This is a genomic window from Chryseobacterium sp. LAM-KRS1 (genome assembly GCF_013184525.1).
GTDB lineage: Bacteria > Bacteroidota > Bacteroidia > Flavobacteriales > Weeksellaceae > Chryseobacterium > Chryseobacterium proteolyticum.
The window spans coordinates 391,774-410,945 of record NZ_JAAOIZ010000004.1; the positions used below are offsets into that span (position 1 = coordinate 391,774).

The 19,172-nt window shown below is 36.3% G+C and carries 20 protein-coding genes; 14 read left to right on the forward strand and 6 right to left on the reverse strand.

Features of this window, described 5'->3' with window-relative positions; all coding sequences use genetic code 11:
• Positions 1-157: 157 nt before the first annotated feature.
• Positions 158-748: a thymidine kinase gene (locus G9C87_RS12815; RefSeq protein WP_172281718.1), complete on the reverse strand. Its 591-nt coding sequence runs from the start codon at positions 746-748 to the stop codon at positions 158-160.
• Positions 749-809: 61 nt separating this feature from the next.
• Here G9C87_RS12815 and G9C87_RS12820 point away from each other — a divergent pair, with 61 nt between their 5' ends.
• The 4 genes from G9C87_RS12820 to fabG all read left to right on the forward strand — a co-directional run bounded on the left by G9C87_RS12820 (position 810) and on the right by fabG (position 5,281).
• Positions 810-2,213 carry a hypothetical protein gene (locus tag G9C87_RS12820; RefSeq protein ID WP_172281720.1) on the forward strand — a complete coding sequence of 468 codons (1,404 nt, stop codon included), beginning with the start codon at positions 810-812 and terminating at the stop codon, positions 2,211-2,213.
• A gap of 8 nt (positions 2,214-2,221) precedes the next feature.
• Entirely contained in the window at positions 2,222-2,896 is a 675-nt protein-coding gene (gene rsmI, locus G9C87_RS12825; protein WP_172281722.1) for a 16S rRNA (cytidine(1402)-2'-O)-methyltransferase, read from the forward strand.
• Positions 2,897-4,369 (forward strand): WG repeat-containing protein, encoded by a 1,473-nt coding sequence (locus G9C87_RS12830; protein ID WP_172281723.1) that lies wholly within the window; start codon positions 2,897-2,899, stop codon positions 4,367-4,369. It begins immediately after the preceding gene.
• A 168-nt stretch (positions 4,370-4,537) separates the two neighbouring features.
• The gene (fabG, locus tag G9C87_RS12835; RefSeq protein ID WP_172281725.1) at positions 4,538-5,281 is read left to right on the forward strand and encodes a 3-oxoacyl-[acyl-carrier-protein] reductase; all 744 of its coding nucleotides are present in this window, start codon (positions 4,538-4,540) and stop codon (positions 5,279-5,281) included.
• 52 nt (positions 5,282-5,333) lie between these two features.
• Here the strand turns inward: fabG and G9C87_RS12840 are convergent, their stop codons facing one another.
• Positions 5,334-6,374: a GMP reductase gene (locus G9C87_RS12840; protein WP_172281727.1), complete on the reverse strand. Its 1,041-nt coding sequence runs from the start codon at positions 6,372-6,374 to the stop codon at positions 5,334-5,336.
• Positions 6,375-6,433: 59 nt separating this feature from the next.
• On the opposite strand from G9C87_RS12840, the gene G9C87_RS12845 reads away from it, so the two are divergent.
• Genes G9C87_RS12845 through G9C87_RS12855 form a run of 3 tightly spaced genes read left to right on the forward strand, consistent with a single transcriptional unit; the run spans position 6,434 to position 8,841 of the window.
• Positions 6,434-7,189 (forward strand): prolipoprotein diacylglyceryl transferase, encoded by a 756-nt coding sequence (locus G9C87_RS12845; RefSeq protein WP_172281729.1) that lies wholly within the window; start codon positions 6,434-6,436, stop codon positions 7,187-7,189.
• A 2-nt stretch (positions 7,190-7,191) separates the two neighbouring features.
• On the forward strand, positions 7,192-7,428 hold the full coding sequence (locus G9C87_RS12850; protein ID WP_172281731.1) for a hypothetical protein: 237 nt from the start codon (positions 7,192-7,194) through the stop codon (positions 7,426-7,428).
• Positions 7,429-7,437: 9 nt separating this feature from the next.
• Positions 7,438-8,841, forward strand: a complete 1,404-nt coding sequence (locus G9C87_RS12855; protein WP_172281733.1) for a radical SAM protein — start codon at positions 7,438-7,440, stop codon at positions 8,839-8,841.
• A 65-nt stretch (positions 8,842-8,906) separates the two neighbouring features.
• Here the strand turns inward: G9C87_RS12855 and G9C87_RS12860 are convergent, their stop codons facing one another.
• The 3 genes from G9C87_RS12860 to surE are packed head-to-tail and all read right to left on the reverse strand — an operon-like array spanning position 8,907 to position 10,338.
• Positions 8,907-9,239: a GNAT family N-acetyltransferase gene (locus tag G9C87_RS12860; protein ID WP_172282419.1), complete on the reverse strand. Its 333-nt coding sequence runs from the start codon at positions 9,237-9,239 to the stop codon at positions 8,907-8,909.
• The gene (locus tag G9C87_RS12865) at positions 9,233-9,568 is read right to left on the reverse strand and encodes a hypothetical protein (protein ID WP_172281735.1); all 336 of its coding nucleotides are present in this window, start codon (positions 9,566-9,568) and stop codon (positions 9,233-9,235) included. Before G9C87_RS12865 ends, G9C87_RS12860 begins: the two co-directional genes overlap by 7 nt.
• Entirely contained in the window at positions 9,568-10,338 is a 771-nt protein-coding gene (surE, locus tag G9C87_RS12870) for a 5'/3'-nucleotidase SurE (protein ID WP_172281737.1), read from the reverse strand. The genes G9C87_RS12865 and surE overlap by 1 nt, the downstream gene beginning before the upstream one ends.
• 146 nt (positions 10,339-10,484) lie before the next feature.
• On the opposite strand from surE, the gene G9C87_RS12875 reads away from it, so the two are divergent.
• Positions 10,485-12,614 (forward strand): carboxy terminal-processing peptidase, encoded by a 2,130-nt coding sequence (locus G9C87_RS12875; protein WP_172281739.1) that lies wholly within the window; start codon positions 10,485-10,487, stop codon positions 12,612-12,614.
• A gap of 158 nt (positions 12,615-12,772) precedes the next feature.
• Here the strand turns inward: G9C87_RS12875 and G9C87_RS12880 are convergent, their stop codons facing one another.
• Positions 12,773-13,276, reverse strand: a complete 504-nt coding sequence (locus G9C87_RS12880; protein ID WP_172281741.1) for a superoxide dismutase family protein — start codon at positions 13,274-13,276, stop codon at positions 12,773-12,775.
• A gap of 150 nt (positions 13,277-13,426) precedes the next feature.
• Between G9C87_RS12880 and G9C87_RS12885 the strand changes: the two genes are divergently transcribed.
• The 6 genes from G9C87_RS12885 to G9C87_RS12910 all read left to right on the forward strand — a co-directional run bounded on the left by G9C87_RS12885 (position 13,427) and on the right by G9C87_RS12910 (position 19,150).
• Positions 13,427-13,984 carry a helix-turn-helix transcriptional regulator gene (locus G9C87_RS12885; protein WP_172281743.1) on the forward strand — a complete coding sequence of 186 codons (558 nt, stop codon included), beginning with the start codon at positions 13,427-13,429 and terminating at the stop codon, positions 13,982-13,984.
• 13 nt (positions 13,985-13,997) lie between these two features.
• Positions 13,998-14,318 carry a GyrI-like domain-containing protein gene (locus G9C87_RS12890; protein WP_410499276.1) on the forward strand — a complete coding sequence of 107 codons (321 nt, stop codon included), beginning with the start codon at positions 13,998-14,000 and terminating at the stop codon, positions 14,316-14,318.
• A gap of 93 nt (positions 14,319-14,411) precedes the next feature.
• Positions 14,412-16,655, forward strand: coding sequence for a TonB-dependent receptor (locus G9C87_RS12895; protein WP_172281747.1), 2,244 nt, complete (start codon positions 14,412-14,414; stop codon positions 16,653-16,655).
• An 80-nt stretch (positions 16,656-16,735) separates the two neighbouring features.
• Positions 16,736-17,386: a hypothetical protein gene (locus G9C87_RS12900; RefSeq protein WP_172281749.1), complete on the forward strand. Its 651-nt coding sequence runs from the start codon at positions 16,736-16,738 to the stop codon at positions 17,384-17,386.
• A gap of 140 nt (positions 17,387-17,526) precedes the next feature.
• The gene (locus tag G9C87_RS12905) at positions 17,527-18,858 is read left to right on the forward strand and encodes a 2TM domain-containing protein (RefSeq protein ID WP_172281751.1); all 1,332 of its coding nucleotides are present in this window, start codon (positions 17,527-17,529) and stop codon (positions 18,856-18,858) included.
• On the forward strand, positions 18,845-19,150 hold the full coding sequence (locus G9C87_RS12910) for a 2TM domain-containing protein (RefSeq protein WP_172281753.1): 306 nt from the start codon (positions 18,845-18,847) through the stop codon (positions 19,148-19,150). Before G9C87_RS12905 ends, G9C87_RS12910 begins: the two co-directional genes overlap by 14 nt.
• Positions 19,151-19,172: the final 22 nt, after the last annotated feature.

Here is a 19,172-nt window from a genome sequence, read left to right on the forward strand (position 1 = left end):
ACTGCAAAGGTGTAAAATTACAAAATCAAAGAATCTGAAAATTGTAAAAAGGTTCCGGTAGGTTTATAAAACTACAAGAAAAGCCAATTTTACAATTCAACAGTTTAATGACTTTACAACATTGTCTTTTCAGCGTTTCCGCCAATATATATTTTAATTATTTCTTCTTTTTTAACAGGACTTCATCAATAAAGACTCTTCTGCTTACCGCTTCGTAACTTTCCGTTTCTCCGAGCTCTACCAGATTATCTCCCTGAGATGTTCTCATCGAGTAATTGGCAAGATTCCCTGTTCTTTTGCAAATAGCATGAACTTTGGTTACATATTCCGCAGTTGCCATAAGATTAGGCATCGGCCCAAACGGACGTCCTAAAAAGTCCATATCCAATCCTGCAATAACAACTCTTATACCGCTATTTGCCAATTCATTAGCAATTTCAACAATGCTTTCATCAAAAAATTGTGCTTCATCAATTCCCACCACATCACAATTAGAACCCAATAAGAGAATTTCGTTTGGGTTTTCTACTGCTGTACTCCGAATTTTATTCTTATTATGTGAGACCACATCTTCTTCAGAATATCTTGTATCCGTTTTCGGTTTAAAAATTTCCACATTTTGCCCTGCCATTTCTGCTCTTCTCAGCCTTCTGATCAACTCTTCGGTTTTTCCGGAAAACATTGAGCCACAAATAACTTCCATCCAACCGCTTTGTTTGGAGTGATTAATTGTATTTTCTAAAAACATTTGTTAAATTAGCCGTAATATTTTAACATCAAAAGTACGCAATTTTTAACAAGAATCTTATATGCAGAATATCCAAGATTTAAAGGAAAAAATTTTTTTCGAATCCAAGAATATCATCGATATACTGGAAAAAATAAATAACGTGGATGAATTACTTTCCAAGCAGGATCTTGTGGATGAACTTGCTAATAGGATTTCTTTTTTAAGAATGGTAGAGAAAAATATTGAATATTTTATCCCCCATACTTCATCACAGAGTTCGGAAAGTCCAAACCATACATCTTCTGTGCAGAAAGAATTTGAAAATCAGGATTCAAATCACGAAGTGACGGAAGAGGAAGCGATTTTCAATAACGAGCTGAATGAAATTGATGAAAATGAAGGGATGGAATATGATGATGATGAACAGGCGGATGAAAACGGGACTGAACAGGAGGAAATATTCAATAATCAATTGACAGAAATAGTTGAAAATGAATACCATGAAAATATGGTACATTTTGCTGAAGAAAAAGCTGCTGATCTTAAAGCGGAAGAATCGTTTGATGATCCGATAGAGGAAGAAGTAATTTTTACCAACCAGCTGAATGAGATTAATGAATTTGAAAATGAGCCTTCTGATTATCAGGAATCTAGTAATAACTCCTTTGACGAAGAAGAAAATATTCAGAATAGCATAGAAAACGATGAAGCGACATACAGGGCAAAAGCTTTTATAAATGATACCAGCAATTTTTCTGAGGTGAATGAAAAAATCCCTAGTATTTTTGATACAGAGGTTTTGGAAGATGATGAAATGCTAATTGAAGAGGTTGATTCACAGTTTATTTCTTCTAATATTTCAATAGAGCAGGGAGAAATGGCAATGGAAACGTCTAATGTTGAAAATATTGTTACAGAGATTAAAAATGACGCTCAGACCGAAGAAAAGAGGGAAGAACAAACAGCTTCAGAGGAAAATAACAAGAGAAAAATCGTTGATATAGATCATGGGCAGCATGAACCTGAAAAGGAAAGACATCCTTCTGATGAAAGTTTTGAAAATCTGGATGCCTATAATCAGGAGAAGAAAATCAAGCTTGCTAATATCAAGGGACTTAAATCCATTCAATCACTGTTTGATGATGACCCGTTAGAGAGGGAAATTTCGAAAGAAAAGACTGAAACAAACATCAAAGAAGAGAGTGGAAGTTTGCTTAAAACGAATATTCCAACGAATTTTATGGAGGCTGAGAAGTCAAAGCCTGAATTCAAATTGGATCTCAATGACAGAATTGCATTTTCAAAAATGCTTTTTGACGGAAGCCAGTCCGAGCTTAATGAGGTAATTTCCGAATTGAACAGCTTCAGAACACTGGAAGAAGCAAAAGAGTATTTAAGTGATTTGTATTACTCCAAAAACTGGAGAAAAGTAGATGAATATGCCCAGAGGTTATGGGTACTGGTGGAAAATAAATTTTTATAATTCTAATTTTGAGCGGAACCCTATATTTTGTTCCTACGCCTGTAGGAAATTTGGAAGATATGACCTTCAGAGCAGTAAATGTACTGAAAGAAGTGGATTACATTTTATGTGAAGATACAAGAACATCCGGTGTTCTTTTAAAACATTTTGAGATTTCTAAACCTTTAAAATCTTATCACCTGCATAATGAACATCAGGCAACAGAAAAGGTAATTTCAGACCTTAAAAGTGGCCAGAATGTAGCCATAATTACTGATGCCGGTACACCCGGAATTTCTGATCCCGGATATTTATTGGGAAAAGCGGGAGCTGATCATCATATTGAAATGATCTGTCTACCTGGTGCTACAGCATTTGTTCCTGCTCTTGTGGTATCCGGGCTCCCGAATAATGAATTTTTATTTGCCGGGTTTCTTCCCCAGAAAAAGGGCAGACAAACGAAGTTGAAGCAACTTGCTGAAGAGAAAAAGACAATCGTTTTATATGAGAGTCCTCACAAAATAAACACAACACTGGAACAGATCAAAGAGTTCTTTGGTGAGCATACAAAAGTAAGCCTGAGCCGGGAGATCTCCAAGAAATTTGAAGAGACTAAAAGAGGAACTATCAATGAATTAATTGAATTTTCCAAAAGTAAAACTTTAAAAGGAGAAATTGTTCTTATCGTGAATAATTCTATTTAATTGAAAAAGCTATTTTTTATACTACTTTCATCGGCTTGTATCGCGCAGCAAACCGATCAATATAAACAGATCTTATTATCAAAACAATTGGGTAAAGAAGTACGCCTTTACTCAAAAGGCTATGGAATAATTTCTGAGGCAGGAAAATCAGGCATTATAGATTCCCTTGGAACTGTTACAGCCGCTTTCCCATATAAAAATGAGATCTCCAGGTTAGCCAGGGAAAGGTTTATATTAAAGGTTAAAGAAGGTTCTTCCAATGGAAAAATGGCTTTAATTGATACCAAAGGAAACCAGCTGATCCCCCTGGATAATTTTAAATTCAGAACTTGGGAGAACAAAGAAAGGCTTATTTATTCTAAAGGCGGAAAGGACTGTCTTTATGATTACAACGGAAAACAGATCATCCCTTTTTCTGATAAAATTGAGTTTGCCAACGAAAAGAGACTTTTTGTAAAAACAGGAAAGGTATGGAAGATTTATGATTTCGATGGTCGCCTGGTTTCTGACAGGGAATTTGATGAAAATCTGCATTTTTACAAAGGAAGGGTGTATGTCATTACAGGATTCAGAAAAGGAGAGGTGATTGATGAGAATGGTAGGACAATAAGCTCTATTTCGGATCATTATATTGATGGAATTGTTTCTTACCCTTTTATGGTGACCAAAAATATTCCCAAAGATAAATATGGAATTATAGATGCCCAGGAAAATGTTCTTGCGGAGGAAATTTATGACCAGGCTTTTGTAGGAACTGAATACATTTACCTTAAAAAGGATGATAAAGTAAGCATCTTTTCTAAAAAAGAGAAAAAAGTATACTCAACGGATTTTGAATATGTGAATCATTTATTCGGAGGTTTATTCAGGACTGTTCCTGAACATAAAAATCCTAAAGTTGCGGTAATTATGAGTAATGGTGAAATCGTACTGCCACAAGAGTATGATGATGTGGATGCCTTGAAAATTGCGGGAGATCATTTTATGTATCTCCGGAAAAACAATACCGAAACACTTTTGGATAAAAATTTAAAAAATGTTTTGGAGGAGGGGTATGATATAGAAAAAATATTTGCCAATTATCTGATTGTTAAGAAAGATAATAAATTTTATAGATTTTCACCCAAAGACAAGCAGTATAAAGAATTAGCAGATGTTGTTTCCATAAAACCTTTTGAAATTTTACCCGGATTGATCTACAAAAATAAAGAAGGTAAATACGGAATGCTTGATGAAACCGGAAAAGAGGTAATTCCTGCCATCTACGACGATATGGTCACTTTTCTTTCTGCCAAAGAGATGGTTGTAAAAAAGAATGGTAAATTCGGTGTTACCAATCATAAGAATGAACCTCTTAAAGAGGTTGTATATGATAGCTATTCTTCTGATAGAAAAGGATTAAAACTTATCAAAGGAAAGAATTCCGAATATTTGTATTTTACTCATTCAGAGGATAAAACTGCTTGGGATTAATTGCATACTAACCAAAAAGAACGGGAAATATTGAAGTAATTTGCAATTAATAATGCGTTGAATAACAAATTATAATATCTTTGCGGCTGTTTATTTACAAAAATAAATATCTTAAATTAGCCGTCAATCAACAGGTTAGAAAACAGAAAGAAAATAATTGTCATAGATATGAAACTATTAGAAGGAAAGGTAGCGCTAATTACGGGAGCTACAAGAGGGATCGGAAAAGGAATTGCCGAAGTTTTTGCTCAACACGGAGCAAAAGTAGCATTTACTTATGCCGGTTCTGTAGACAAAGCAAAAGAATTGGAAGCAACTTTAAGTTCTGTAACTCAGATCAAAGGGTATCAATCAGACGCATCGGATTATGATGCTGCCCAAAAATTAGTGGACGATGTAATGGCTGATTTTGGTAACATCGATATTTTGGTCAACAATGCTGGGATCACCAGAGATAATTTATTGCTGAGAATGTCTAAAGACGACTGGGATACCATTATCAAAGTAAACCTTGATTCTGTATTCAACCTTACAAAGGCGGTTATTAAGCCTATGATGAAAGCAAAAGCAGGATCTATTATCAATATGACTTCGGTAGTAGGAGTGAAAGGAAACGGAGGACAATCCAATTATGCTGCTTCAAAGGCAGGAGTGATTGGCTTTACAAAGTCTATTGCTTTGGAATTAGGTTCAAGAAACATTCGTTGCAATGCTATTGCTCCCGGATTTATCGAAACTGAAATGACGGCTTCGTTAGATGAGAAAACCCTGAAAGCATGGAGAGACGGAATTCCAATGAAAAGAGGAGGACAGCCTAAGGATGTTGCTAATGCATGTGTATTTTTGGGGAGCGAAATGTCAACTTATATCACAGGACAAACCTTACATGTTGACGGAGGAATGCTGACATAGAAAAAACTTAATTAGAAATATAAAGCCGGATCAACGATCCGGCTTTTTTGTTTTAATCTTTAAATATCTGATTTTCCTGTTCCTGAACCCTGATGAAAGTGGTTCTTTTGGAAAGTTCTTTAAGTTTGGAAGCACCCACATAAGTACATGTGGAGCGAACACCCCCTAAAATATCTTTTACTGTATCTGAAACGGGTCCCTTATAAGCTACTTTTACCGTCTTACCTTCCGAAGCCCGGTATTCAGCAACACCACCGGAATGCTTATCCATTGCTGTTTTTGAGCTCATCCCGTAAAAAAGCCGGTATTTCTTTCCATTTTCTTCAATCATCTCACCACCACTTTCATCGTGACCGGCAAACATACCTCCCAACATAACGAAATCCGCACCGCCACCAAATGCTTTGGCAACATCTCCCGGTACTTTACATCCTCCATCGGCAATAATATGGCCGCCTAATCCATGAGCTGCATCAGAACACTCAATAATCGCTGAAAGCTGAGGATATCCTACTCCTGTTTTTACACGGGTAGTACATACCGAACCAGGTCCGATACCTACTTTAATGATATCTGCACCTACTAAAAGAAGCTCTTCAACCATTTCGCCCGTAACCACATTACCGGCCATAATGATTTTATCCGGGAAATTAGCCCTTGCTTGCTTTACAAAGCTTACGAAATGTTCAGAGTAACCATTGGCTACATCGATGCATAGAAACTCGATTTTTGGGTGCCTTTCGAGGATTTGTTTTAGTTTCTCCTCGTCATTCTTACCTGTTCCGGTACTCAGAGCTATATATTGATGAATATTTTCCGGCTGGTTATGCAGGAATTCATCCCATTCCTGTATGGAATAATGTTTATGCACAGCCGTAATAATTTTATCTTTTGCCAATTCAACAGCCATTTCAAAAGTACCTACAGTGTCCATATTTGCTGCAATGATAGGTGTTCCTTTCCACTTCTTTTTTGTATGGCGAAATGTGAATTCCCTTTCCAAATCAACCTCGGACCTTGATTTTAAAGTAGATCTTTTCGGGCGGAACATTACATCCTTGAACCCTAACTTTATGTCATATTCTATACGCATTGTGATTATTTAGAATATTAAAATTAGCAAATAATATTAAATATAGTATTTTTGAAAGCATGGATTTTCCTGTTACTTTTCAAATCTTTGGTAAAACAATGCTGGCGCATCCTCTTTTTGAAGCGTTGGGAATGTTCATGGGAATGCGTTATTACTTTTACCTAAAAAGAAAATCCCCGGAAAAGTTATCCTTCAATGTTTCAGCGGCGATTCTCATCGGTGCTACTGCAGGAGCTTTGATCGGTTCAAAATTGATCGGGAATCTTGAAAATCCTTACAAGCTTTTTAATGACTTCAGCTTTAAAAATATATGGTCGAATAATACGATTGTCGGAGGACTTGCCTTTGGATTGATAGGAGTGGAGCTCGCTAAGAAAATTGTGGGGCATAAGGAAAGTACGGGAGATTTGATTGTGTATCCTCTATTACTTGCCATCATCATTGGTAGGATAGGATGTTTTCTTACCGGAATCTATGAAGAAACATATGGTCTTCCTACAGGTTCTGTTTTTGGAATCCATCTGGGGGATGGGTATTTGCGACATCCCGTAGCGCTTTACGAGATCGCTTTCTTAATCAGCCTCTGGGTTGTTTTAAAGATTAAGCAAAGTACGGCGGAATATCCTTCCGGATATATTTTCCAGCTTTTTATGCTGAATTATTTCACATTCAGATTTTTCCTGGATTTTATTAAGCCGAGGGTTGAGCTGGTTGGAAACCTGGGAACAATTCAGATTGTGTGCATACTTGTAATTATTTATTATATTTTTAAAATCAAGCAGACAAAAAGTGTAAATTCACATCAAAATATTTGAAAATGATACCATTAACTTTTTTGGAAGGGGGCAATTATGCCGGTGTCTTTATAATGGTCATTGCGATCATTGTTTTTGGAGCCTTATTTGTTTCTTTTATTGCCACTTTATTTGTAAAAATCATTTATGAATTAAAAGATGGAAGGAAATTTTCGAAAAAGCAATTCATACAGACCATGGTTATCTGTTTGTTGATCTGTGGACTGATCAGCGGATATATTTGTGGTGGAGGACTTTAAAATTACATTATGCCGGTAAGAAATTATACCTATTACGATTATACAATAAGCCTTTGCCCCGAATGCCTTAAAAGAGTGGGAGCTAAGGTTATTATAGAGGATGAAGCCGTTTTCATGACTAAACGGTGTCCTGATCACGGGTTTTTCAAAACAAAAATTGCCTCGGATGTTCAGTACTATAAAAACATCCGAAACTATAATAAAGCTTCGGAGATGCCTTTGCATTTTGGTACGGATGTAGAATATGGTTGTCCTTATGATTGCGGACTCTGTGTGGATCATGAACAGCACAGCTGTCTTTCTATCGTAGAAGTTACAGACCGTTGTAACCTTACTTGCCCCACATGCTACGCAATGTCATCACCCCATTACGGAAGCCACCGGAGCCTGGAAGAAATCGAAGCGATGTTTGATATCATTGTAAAAAATGAAGGAGAGCCGGATGTTGTACAGATCAGTGGAGGAGAGCCAACCATTCATCCTGAGTTTTTTAAGATCATGGATATTGCAAAGACAAAGCCGATCAAGCATTTAATGTTAAATACCAATGGAGTAAGGATAGCGAATGATCCTGGTTTTGCTGAAAAATTAGCCACATATGCTCCCGAGTTTGAGGTTTATCTTCAGTTTGATTCCTTTAAACCGGAGGTTTTAATGGATTTCAGAGGGAAAGATCTTACTGATGTCAGAATGAAGGCTCTTGAAAAGTTGAATGAATTAAATCTTTCCACGACATTAGTTATCGTACTCCAAAAGGACAAAAATATTGATGAAATAGGAAAGATCATTGATTTTGCCTTAAAACAGAAATGTGTGCGGGGAATTACATTTCAGCCCGTTGAGATAGCAGGGAGGAACAGAGAAGACTCTGCTTATGAAAAAATTACGTTAACAGAAGTAAGACAAGAGATCCTGAATCAGTTTCCGTTGCTTAATTCAGATGATATTATTCCGGTTCCCTGTAATCCGGATGCCTTGGCAATGGGATATATCTTAAAGCTGGAGGGTGAAATTATTCCTTTAACCCGATATATCAATCCGGCTGATTTACTGAATAATGAATCCAGAAACACGATTGTCTATGAACAGGATGCCGGGCTTCATATGCAGCTTTTGGATATTTTCAGTACAGGAATTTCCGTAGATAAAGTAAAACCTAAAGTTAACCAGTTACTCTGCTGTCTTCCTGAAGTTTCAGCTCCTGATCTTGATTATGATAATCTCTTTAGGATCATTATTATGAACTTTATGGATGCCCATGATTTTGATGTTCGTGCGGTTAAAAAATCCTGCGTGCACATCGTTAACAAAGACCTGAAATTAATCCCTTTTGAAACCATGAATCTTTTCTACCGTGATGAAAAAAAAGAATACCTTGAAGAACTGAGAAAAGAGGATAAAGTACTTTTTTGAGAATCTGACTTGTTATATACACTTTGATTAAACAAAATCAGCAAGAAATAAAAAGGGGTGAAAAACTATCGTTTAACACCCCATAAATTGATCTTTCCCCTGTGACAGAATCCTAACTTATCATAAAGTTTTTTGGCTCCCATATTGCTTTCCGCTACATGGAGAAACGGGGTTTTGTTATCATCAAATATTTTTCCTGAAACAAAAGCAACAAGTTGTTTTGCATAACCTTTTCCCAGGTAATCCGTATCGGTAATCACGGCACTTACTTCAGTCATATCGTCCATCTGCATTCTTTCACCTGTTACGGCAACCAGTTTTTCATCTTTAAAAATTCCAAAATAGCGGCCAAGTTCCGGTGTTCTCTTTTTAAAATAATAAGGATAAAATTTCAGGATAAATCGTTAAGTTCCTTATGATTTTCCTCTGTAATAAGGACAATATCTTCTGTAAAGTCGATTTCTATTTTATTTTCCAAAACATACTGATCACAGACAAGCTGAGATAATGCAGTTGCAAAGTTACCTGTGGGTTTAGCGCCAAAAACAAGAAAATCATCACAGATTTTTGCATATTCTGCAATATCTTCTTCTTTTCCTATGTCTGATGCGCCCCCAAAAGCAGCAACCTCAGGATTGTAAAATTTAGAATTTCCAAAGTTTAAGCAAAACTTTTTATGGTATTCATTAAGTGAATGATAAACAGGATTGTCTAGCTTACCGTACATTAGTCAAAATTCATTACCTCTTCCAGGGTTTTCATATATTCGTAGGCTGTTAAATCAAACTTTACGGGAACAATGGAAATATATCCGTTAGCCAAAGCTGTTTCGTCAGCATCCTCAGACTCGTCCATATTGTTGAAATACCCTGTCAGCCAATAGTATTTTTTTCCGTGCGGATTGACCCTTTCGTCAAAGCTTTCTTCCCATTTCGCATGTGCCTGTTTACATACTTTAATCCCTTTTATTTCTTCAGCCGGAAGTTTTGGAATGTTTACGTTCAGAACGATCCCTCGTGGCATTGGGTTTTCCAAGGTTCTTCTTACGATATTCTGAATGAACTCTTTAGCCTGCGTAAAGTCTGCTTCCCAGCTAAAGTCGAGCAGCGAAAATCCGATAGCAGGAATTCCTTCTACACCTGCTTCTACGGCAGCAGACATGGTCCCTGAATAAATAACATTAATCGATGAATTAGCTCCATGATTAATGCCGGAAACCACGATATCAGGTCTTCTTTTCAATATTTTGTCAAGGGCCATTTTTACACAGTCAACAGGAGTGCCACTACAGGAAAAATCCTGCTGCGGACCATCAAGGTTTACTTCTTCATAACTTAAGGTAGAATTGATCGTAATTGCATGTCCTTTGCCACTTTGTGGAGAATTGGGAGCTACTACGATTACTTCGCCTATTTCATTCATAAAATTGACTAGATTTCTGATACCAGGTGCTGTAATTCCATCATCATTAGTAACCAGAATAAGAGGTCTTTCCATAAAAAAATTTTATTTTAACAAAAATACTTAAAACTATCCGATATTTGTAAATAAGGTATTAAATTTGATAGTTTGTAACAGTAATTTAAATGTTACTACTAATTTATATATTTTAGAAAAAAATTAATAAAATACATTAAAGATTTATGTGGAAAAATTTTAAACTTAATAAATTTTTACTCCTAATTCCATTGACAAGTCTAATGTTTTGTTTCAACTCGCCTAAGAATGACGATGAAAAGATGCAGACGATAATGGTGAGCGTGAAAAATACACTTTCTTATTTGCACTACAGCCCAAAACCTATTAATGATGCCTACTCAAAAGATGTTTATAAGCATTATTTTGAATTGGTAGATCCTGCAAAAAGATATTTTCTTCAGTCGGATATGGATGAATTCAGTAAACACGAAACAAAGCTGGATGATTATCTGAACCTTGGAGACCTTACTTTCTATAAATTAACTATCGACAGATTATACCAAAGAGTGGATGAAATTGACCAGATTACCCAGGACATTTTCAGCAAGCCTATTAATCTGGAAGAAGATGAAACCCTTACACTGGAACCAAAACTTAAAAAGGTACCCGCGAATAAGCAGGAGCAGTATAACGAATGGAGAAAATTCATCAAATACAATATCCTTCAGGAAATTGAGTCGATGAACAGTAAGGAGCAGGCTCAGAAAGAGAAAAAAGATTCTGTACAAAAATATAATCTGAAAGATACCATCAAGCTTCAGATCCTTACTCCTGACCAGAAAAGGATAAAAGCAACAGATGAAGTTAAAGATCTTGTAAAAGAAACTTTTACAAGGTTTAAGAAAAGAAAGAAAATGGATTGGTTTACTGTATATATGAATGCTTATACTGAAGTTTTTGATCCGCACACCAACTATTATTCTCCAAAAGACAAAGAAGACTTCGATACTCAGTTTGCAGGAAAAGTGATTGGTATTGGGGCGATTATCCAGGAGAAAAAAGGGAATCTTTATCTGGGGGCTTTAACCATAGGAGCTCCGGCCTGGAAATCCAAGCAGCTTTCAGAAGGAGATAAGATCCTGAAAGTAAAATCCAAGCCAAAAGAAGATGCCGTAAATGTAGTGGGAATGCTTTCTGACGAAGCTGTAAGACTGATTAGAGGGGAAAAAGGAACTCCGGTAACTCTTACAGTACAGAAAAAAGACGGAACTATTAAAGAAGTTACGATGATCCGTGAGGAAGTAGCGATTGAAGATACATTCGCAAGAAGTATTGTGGTTAATGCTCCAAATGGAAAAAAATATGGTTTTATCAATCTGCCGAGCTTCAATGCTGATTTCGAAGACGCTAAGGGAAGAAACGCTTCAGATGATATTAAAAATGAAATCATTAAACTAAAGGCTCAGAACATTGAAGGAATTGTTTTAGACCTGAGAAATAATGGAGGAGGTTCATTAACAGAAGTTGGTGATATCATGGGATTATTTATGAATGCAGGACCTTACGTTCAGGTAAAAGATGGGAACGGTAAAATTCAGACGTTAAAAAATAAGAATGAAACTCCGATCTGGACAGGACCTTTGGTGATTATGCAGAATGAGCTTTCTGCCTCGGCTTCAGAAATTTTGGCCGGAGTAATGCAGGATTACGGAAGAGCAATGATTATTGGTTCTCCACAATCTTTTGGTAAAGGGACAGTTCAGACATTCGTAGACCTAAACAGATTCTTAAATACTGAAGATGATTTCGGATCACTGAAATTAACGATTCAGAAATTTTACAGAATTACGGGAGAATCTACCCAAAGAAAAGGAATTGTATCCGATATCCAGATGAAGGACTTCTTTACTTATGCTGAAATTGGAGAAAGATATGATGATTTTGCGCTGGCTTGGGATAAAATTCCTGGAACGCAATTCCAAAAGTTAAATTATTTTGATATCAAAGCATTAGAGAAGGCTAGTAACGATAGAATGGCTAAAAACTCAAACTATCAGTTGTTATTGGAATCTGCTCAATGGAGAGAGAAGCTGGATAAAGAGGAAACCATTACCCTTAATATTACGAAGTTTAATGAAGTCATGAAGCAGAGAAAAGCTCAGATTGAAAAATTCAAAGCACTCACTAAATTTGTAAACGGGTTACAATTCACCATGTATCCAAACGAGATCGAAAGAGAGAAAAAAGATGAAGCATTTAAGAAGAAATCTGAAATGTGGATCAAAAATCTTAAAAAAGATATCTACCTTCAGGAAGCAATGAACATTATTGCAGATATGAATGTAAAATCATAAAAATAACCCGGCTCTCAGAGCTGGGTTATTTTTTATAAACTTTTCAATGAATTTCACTAAATATGATCGGTAAAAATACAAACGGAAACCATTAGGTTTCCGTTTGTATTTAATAAGCCGTACGGCTTATTTGTGTTGTAATAATCAAGCTTTACATCTTACTTGATCTCCACACATCCTACACGTCCACCGGCATTTCCGGTTGGTTGGGTATGGAAATCATCCTTGTCTGCATGGATGATCAGACCTTTTCCAATAATATTCTTGGATTCATCAGTACATCCTAAACACCATTTGTTGGTTTTAAACGTAAGTGTTGCTGTTCCGCTCTGATCCGCTACAAGGTTACCAATGTCTCCCATATGGAAGTGTTCAGCTCCCCACTTTCCATGATCATCTTTCGCAGGATTCCAGTGTCCACCTGTAGAAGTTCCGTCAGCAGCTGAACAATCTCCTTTTTCATGGATGTGTACAGCGTGGATTCCCGGTGTTAAATTCGTTACATCAAGTTTCATGATAACTTCATCACCTTTCTGCGTAAACTTGGCTGTACCTCCTGTCTGTGTTCCGCTTTTTGCGTTAACCATATAGGTATTTGTTGTTCCACAAGAAACAGCAAATAAAGCCAGTCCTGTTAATAATACAAATTTTTGTAGCTTCATTTTGAAATGATTTTAAGTGATTTTTTATAATTACCTAAATTTAGACATAATTTTTTAAAACACTTTATGATTCCGGTCTGTTTTCGGAAATCCCGCAATAAAAGACAAGTCTCATGTGCATAATCTCGGTATTTTTGTAGAAAACAACCATTGGAAGCACATAAAAAACGGATCGTAAAGATCATCCGGTATATAGAAGATCACCTTGATTCTGAACTCAGCCTTGAAAAAGTAGCAGAACTGGGAGCGTATTCTCCTTTTCATTTTCACAGGGTTTTTAAGCTTATTACAGGGGAGACGCTTCAAAGCTATGTCATCAGAAAAAAAACAGAAAAAAGCGCATTGTATCTTGCGGTAAGAAGGGAATTGAGCATTAAGGATATTTATATGGATCTTGGCTTTTCTAACCATTCGGCTTTCAATAAAACATTCAGGAAATATTACGGAAAATCACCATCCGAATTTCGAAGGTCAGTCCCGGAAAATTTTCACAAGATTTTACCTATAGAGAGCAAGAACGGACAAATTGATACAATTTTTCACCAGTACATTTGCAATGTAGAAAACCTGCTAAACTGGAGAAAAATGAATATAGAAATTAAAGTAACCACCCTTAAAGAAATGCACCTGGCTTCAGTCATGAGCATTGGGATCAAAAACGTTGAACCTTCTTATAGAATGGGCCAGGCGAAAACATCTGTTTCCTAGAGATGATGTAAAAATGATATCGGTATATCATGATAGTTTTAAAGTGACTCCTCCGGATAAAGTAAGGATCCACGCAGGAATGCTATTGGATGATAAGCTAAAAGAACAGGATGGAGAAGTTTTCCCGGAAACCATTGAAGCGGGAAGGTTCATTGTAGGCAGCGGAGAGTTTACATTAGATGATTTTGAACAATGCTGGGTATCCCTTTTTATGTGGATGAATGAAAACCATTATACTTTTAGGAAATCTTACCCATTCGAAGTGTATCATTCGAATTTCAGGGAACATCCGGAAGGAAAGATGCATGTTGATTTTTGCATTCCGATACACTAATTTCCCACTCAGTATACAATCTATACCTTTCAGTCATATTTTTTTCGCTGAAAGGTATTTTCTGTCCTATTTTTGATCCGAAAATTAACAACAATGAAAACCCGACAGCAAAGATTATTATTTCTCATCACCCTTTTATCATTTTGTCTGAGCTATGCCCAGGTAAAAATTACAGGAAGGGTAACGTTTAGAAATAAAGGGATTGGTGAAATAAATGTGACCCTAAAAGGGACTTATGATGGGGCAACTACAGATTCTAACGGAAAATTTTCTTTTGAAACATCAGAAAAAGGAAATCATACACTTTCTTTTACCCATCCGAAATATAATGATATTGAAAAACAGATTGTTATTGAAAATCAGGATATCTCTGTGGATGCAGAACTGAAAGAGCAGATCAATGAAATCGATGCAGTAGTAATCTCAGCAGGAGCAATAGAAGCAAGTGATAGGAAAAGAGCAACAGCATTATTAACACCAATCGATATCTACACAACGGCAGGAGCGGATGGCCAGATCTCCTCTGCATTAACCTACCTTCCGGGAGTGCAAAAAGTAGGGGAATCCGAGGGTTTATTTATCAGGGGAGGTACCGGAACGGAATCTAGGATTTTTATGGATGGAAGCCTTATCAATAACTATTTCTCTAGTTCGGTACCAGGTATTGCAGGAAGAGATCGTTTCAATACATCTCTTTTTAAAGGGAATGTGTTTTCAAGTGGGGGATATTCAGCTTTGTACGGACAGGCTCTTTCCGGAGCTTTAATGTTGGAAAGTGTAGATCTTCCAGATCAGAGCTCTTATGATTTCGGGATTTCACCCATCTTCCTGAATGCAGGGTTCCAAAAACTGAGTGGAGATAAGAATCATTCTTATGGTGCTACTCTGGGATATTCTCTTTTGAGCCTGATGCAAAAAGTTCTGAATTTCAATACAGATTTTATAGATGCTCCCCAGGGATTTAACGGAGATGCAAATTTCAGGATAAAAACAAAATCAGGAGGATTTTTAAAGTATTACGGAATGTATGACACGAATAAAATGGGGGTAAGAACAGAAAGTCTTGAACCGGGATCTGATTATGCATTGGTAAGAATAAATGGAAAAAACACCTACCATAACCTGTCTTTTAAACAAAAATTTGGAAAATACCTTCTGAATACCGGCGCTTCTTATTCTTATAACAGGTCCGACCTCAATTTTTCTGGAGAGACCAATACTATAGAAACTGATAAAACGCAGCTATTGACAGATGGTAATTATATTAATTTTAAAGCAGTTCTGGAAAGAAAAATTAATAAAATAAGCGGTGTTCGGGGTGGATTTGAATTGAATAATACTGACGAAAAGCTGAAATTTGAAGAAGTCAATAAACATTATCAGGATCTTATTTCTTCTGTATTTGCAGAAACAGATCTGGGATTCAGTAATGAGTTTTCAGCTAAAATAGGAATAAGGGCAGAAAATTCTTCTTTTCTAAATAAAAGTAACATTGCTCCCCGCTTTGCCTTAGCTTATCGCCTGGCAAAAAACTGGACCACGTCATTTGCTTATGGCCTTTTTTACCAGAACCCTGAAAGTAAATACATTAACGGACCTGCACATCTTGATTTTCAAAAATCGCAACATTATATTCTACAGGTTCAAAGAGCATCAGAAGGCAGAAGTTTAAGGTTTGAAGCTTTTTATAAAAAATATGACCAGCTTATAAAAGTGAAAAACATTGCCAATATTGAGAATCAGAATCAACCGGTCCAGACTGCGATTAATAATGACGGATTCGGATATGCAAAAGGGTTAGAGCTCTTCTGGAGGGATAAAAAAACATTTGAAAATATTGACTACTGGATCAGCTATTCTTTTTTGGACTCGAAAAGGGATTTTATGAATTATCCGGTAAGCTTAAAGCCCAACTTTGCATCAGAACATACCCTTTCAGTAGTGGGTAAAAGATTCATTCCGGAGTGGAAATTAGGGGTCAATCTTTCTTACACCTATGCCAAAGGACGCCCATATTATGATATTGCCACAAAAGATATCAATGGAAATGTGGTTAATTTTACCAGAAATGAAGGAAGGTTGAAAGATTATAATGCTTTAAATTTAAGTTTTAATTATCTTCCGAATCTGGGTAAAAAAGATGCTAAAGCATTTACTGTTTTTGTATTAAGTATTTCCAATGTGCTCGGAACCAGGAATATGTATGGATACAATTTTTCACAGGACGGATCCAGAAGTTCAGCTATTGTCCCACCAATTAATACCTTTGTTTTTGTAGGGGCATTTATAAGCTTTGGAGTAGACAAAACACAGGATGCCATCAATAATAACTTATAATAAATAACGAAAGGGATCATCCTACTGATGAAATACATACCTTTCGGTACATAAAACGAACCCTAAAAAATTAAGAAACAATGAAAAAGTATTTATTAAGTTTTGCTTTAGTTTGCATGAGCCTAACTGCTTTTGCTCAGTCTGATTACGAAAAAATAATGTCTGAAAAGATCGCAAAGATCGAAACCTGCAAAACACCGGAAGATTTCCAGGCATTAGCGAATGATTTCCAAAGGATAGAAAGTAAGGAAAGCGGGAAATGGCTACCAAGCTATTATGCTGCTTTTTCTTATATCCAGAAGGGTAGGGTAATGATGAGAGAAGGAAAAACCCAGGATCTGGATGAGGTGGCCAACCAGGCAGAAAAGCATCTTGCGAACGCACAGAATCTTGCAGGTGCCGATAATGCAGAGATTCATTTATTAAGAAAAATGGCTTATTCTTTAAGAATGATGGTCAATCCCCAGCAAAGGTATATGACAGACGGAATGAAGGCTGCTGAAGAACTTCAAATCGCTGAAAAGCTAGATCCGGGCAATCCCAGAATAGCTCTGATAAAAGCGGAAGATACTTATTTCACTCCGGAACAATACGGAGGAAGTAAAACAAAAGGCCTGGAAATGTTCAAGAAATCATTGGAGCAGTACAATGCCTATAAGCCAAAATCTTCCATGGATCCTAACTGGGGAAGAGGAGAGGCAGAATATTTTATAAGCCAGCCCGTAAAATAACAGCCTATAAAAAGAAAATAAAGTCTTCCCGATTCAGGAAGACTTTATTTTTGCCTTTCAGTAAAGGAAATTGACGGTTCAGTGAAAAATAATTTTTGGTACATTTATTATCCGCTAATTTTGAACCAAGAAATAAACTCATGAAACGCAAAAACCTTATTGTTCTGCTTTGGGTAACCATAGGAACGGCATTATTCTTCTTCCTGTTTTTTACAAAGGAGAAGACCATTGACAATCTAATGCTTTCCTTTTTTATTTCTGGTCTTTATTCTTTTGTGCTGGGGATGGGAAACGGCATGCTTAATGATTATTTAAATAAAAAGGTTCCATGGTCTGAAGCTACCACCAAAAGAGCCGTTATAAGCGTTATTTCGATCCTTATAGCCAATATTATTCTCGTCTATATTTGCAATTACATCAATTTTGTTCTTTTCCAGAAAGATGCAACGTCAGAAGAGTTCTTTTCTGGGAAATATAATTTCATCAACTGGTTCATGGTGAATATTGCTCTTCTTATCTCAGCTTTTCTTCATGCCAGGGGTTTCATGGAAGAGCTCAAGAAAACTTCTAAAAAAGAAGTGGTAGAACAGAAATTGATTGCAAAATCTGCCAATGCACAGTTTGAAACCCTTAAAAATCAGCTCGATCCGCATTTTCTTTTTAATTCATTAAATGTACTAAGTGCCCTGATTGATGAAAATCCAAAACAGGCACAAAAGTTTACAGCTTCTATGTCAAAGATTTACCGCTATGTACTGGAGCAAAAAGATAAGGAACTTGTTACTGTGGAAGATGAAATAGAATTTGCAAAAACATACTGCGAATTGCTGAAAACAAGGTTTGAGGACAGTGTAGATTTTATTTTTGATGTCCGGAAAGAAGATTACAGGAGGTATGTCGTTCCGCTTTCTCTTCAATTGCTTCTTGAAAACTGTATCAAGCATAATTTTGCAACCTCTTCAAAACCATTGATTATAAAAGTTTTTTCGGAGAATGATACACTTTGTATTGAAAATAATCTGCAGGTTCGGGAACAAATTAAAGAAAGTGCCGGAATTGGACTTGCCAATATTGTACAAAGGTACTCACTGCTGACCAAAAGAAATGTTTTTATTGAGAAATCGGATGATTATTTTAAAGTGAAACTTCCGGTTCTATCAGATAAACCGAACGTTGTCAGTATTAAACCTGAAGATGAAGATAAGGCCTATAAAAAAGCTCAGAAAAGAGTAAAAGAGATCAAAGGATTCTATGCCAATCTTATTTCATACTGCCTTGTTATTTCCTTTTTAATCTTTATCAATCTTTATACTCAGAGCCGTTATCATTGGTTTTGGTGGCCTCTTCTGGGTTGGGGATTTGGTGTTGCCTCTCATGCCTTCCAGGTATTCGGCATTGGAGAATCCTGGCAGGAAAAGAAAATTCAGGAAATTATGGATAAACAAAAAAACAAAAACAATGGAAACGTTTGATGAAAATGATATTCGGTATCAGCAGGCTAAAAAACAGGTAGAGAGACTAAGAGGATTTTATGCTCATTTATTCTCTTACATTGGTGTAAATATTATAATTGCTTATTTCAATTATTCCAACCTGGACCCGGGAGAAAGCTATTTCCAGTTTAAAAACTTCTTTACAGCGATATTCTGGGGAGTAGGACTTATTGCCCATGCACTCTCTGTTTTTCTGCCAAGAATGGACTTTGCTAAGAAATGGGAAGAGAAGAAGATCAGGGAGCTGATGAACAAGGATAAAAAATTATAAAATCGCTAAAAGCGAATCGTCA

What these genes read in the sequence shown, in the direction of transcription:
- G9C87_RS12820 (WP_172281720.1), top strand. Translation starts at nt 810, where the DNA reads ATGCAGAATATCCAAGATTTAAAGGAAAAAATTTTTTTCGAATCCAAG.
- G9C87_RS12815 (WP_172281718.1), bottom strand. Translation starts at nt 748, where the DNA reads ATGTTTTTAGAAAATACAATTAATCACTCCAAACAAAGCGGTTGGATG.
- G9C87_RS12875 (WP_172281739.1), top strand. Translation starts at nt 10,485, where the DNA reads ATGTGGAAAAATTTTAAACTTAATAAATTTTTACTCCTAATTCCATTG.
- surE (WP_172281737.1), bottom strand. Translation starts at nt 10,338, where the DNA reads ATGGAAAGACCTCTTATTCTGGTTACTAATGATGATGGAATTACAGCA.
- G9C87_RS12840 (WP_172281727.1), bottom strand. Translation starts at nt 6,374, where the DNA reads ATGCGTATAGAATATGACATAAAGTTAGGGTTCAAGGATGTAATGTTC.
- G9C87_RS12880 (WP_172281741.1), bottom strand. Translation starts at nt 13,276, where the DNA reads ATGAAGCTACAAAAATTTGTATTATTAACAGGACTGGCTTTATTTGCT.
- G9C87_RS12895 (WP_172281747.1), top strand. Translation starts at nt 14,412, where the DNA reads ATGAAAACCCGACAGCAAAGATTATTATTTCTCATCACCCTTTTATCA.
- G9C87_RS12850 (WP_172281731.1), top strand. Translation starts at nt 7,192, where the DNA reads ATGATACCATTAACTTTTTTGGAAGGGGGCAATTATGCCGGTGTCTTT.
- G9C87_RS12845 (WP_172281729.1), top strand. Translation starts at nt 6,434, where the DNA reads ATGGATTTTCCTGTTACTTTTCAAATCTTTGGTAAAACAATGCTGGCG.
- G9C87_RS12890 (WP_410499276.1), top strand. Translation starts at nt 13,998, where the DNA reads ATGATATCGGTATATCATGATAGTTTTAAAGTGACTCCTCCGGATAAA.
- G9C87_RS12900 (WP_172281749.1), top strand. Translation starts at nt 16,736, where the DNA reads ATGAAAAAGTATTTATTAAGTTTTGCTTTAGTTTGCATGAGCCTAACT.
- G9C87_RS12865 (WP_172281735.1), bottom strand. Translation starts at nt 9,568, where the DNA reads ATGTACGGTAAGCTAGACAATCCTGTTTATCATTCACTTAATGAATAC.
- fabG (WP_172281725.1), top strand. Translation starts at nt 4,538, where the DNA reads ATGAAACTATTAGAAGGAAAGGTAGCGCTAATTACGGGAGCTACAAGA.
- G9C87_RS12910 (WP_172281753.1), top strand. Translation starts at nt 18,845, where the DNA reads ATGGAAACGTTTGATGAAAATGATATTCGGTATCAGCAGGCTAAAAAA.
- G9C87_RS12905 (WP_172281751.1), top strand. Translation starts at nt 17,527, where the DNA reads ATGAAACGCAAAAACCTTATTGTTCTGCTTTGGGTAACCATAGGAACG.
- G9C87_RS12855 (WP_172281733.1), top strand. Translation starts at nt 7,438, where the DNA reads ATGCCGGTAAGAAATTATACCTATTACGATTATACAATAAGCCTTTGC.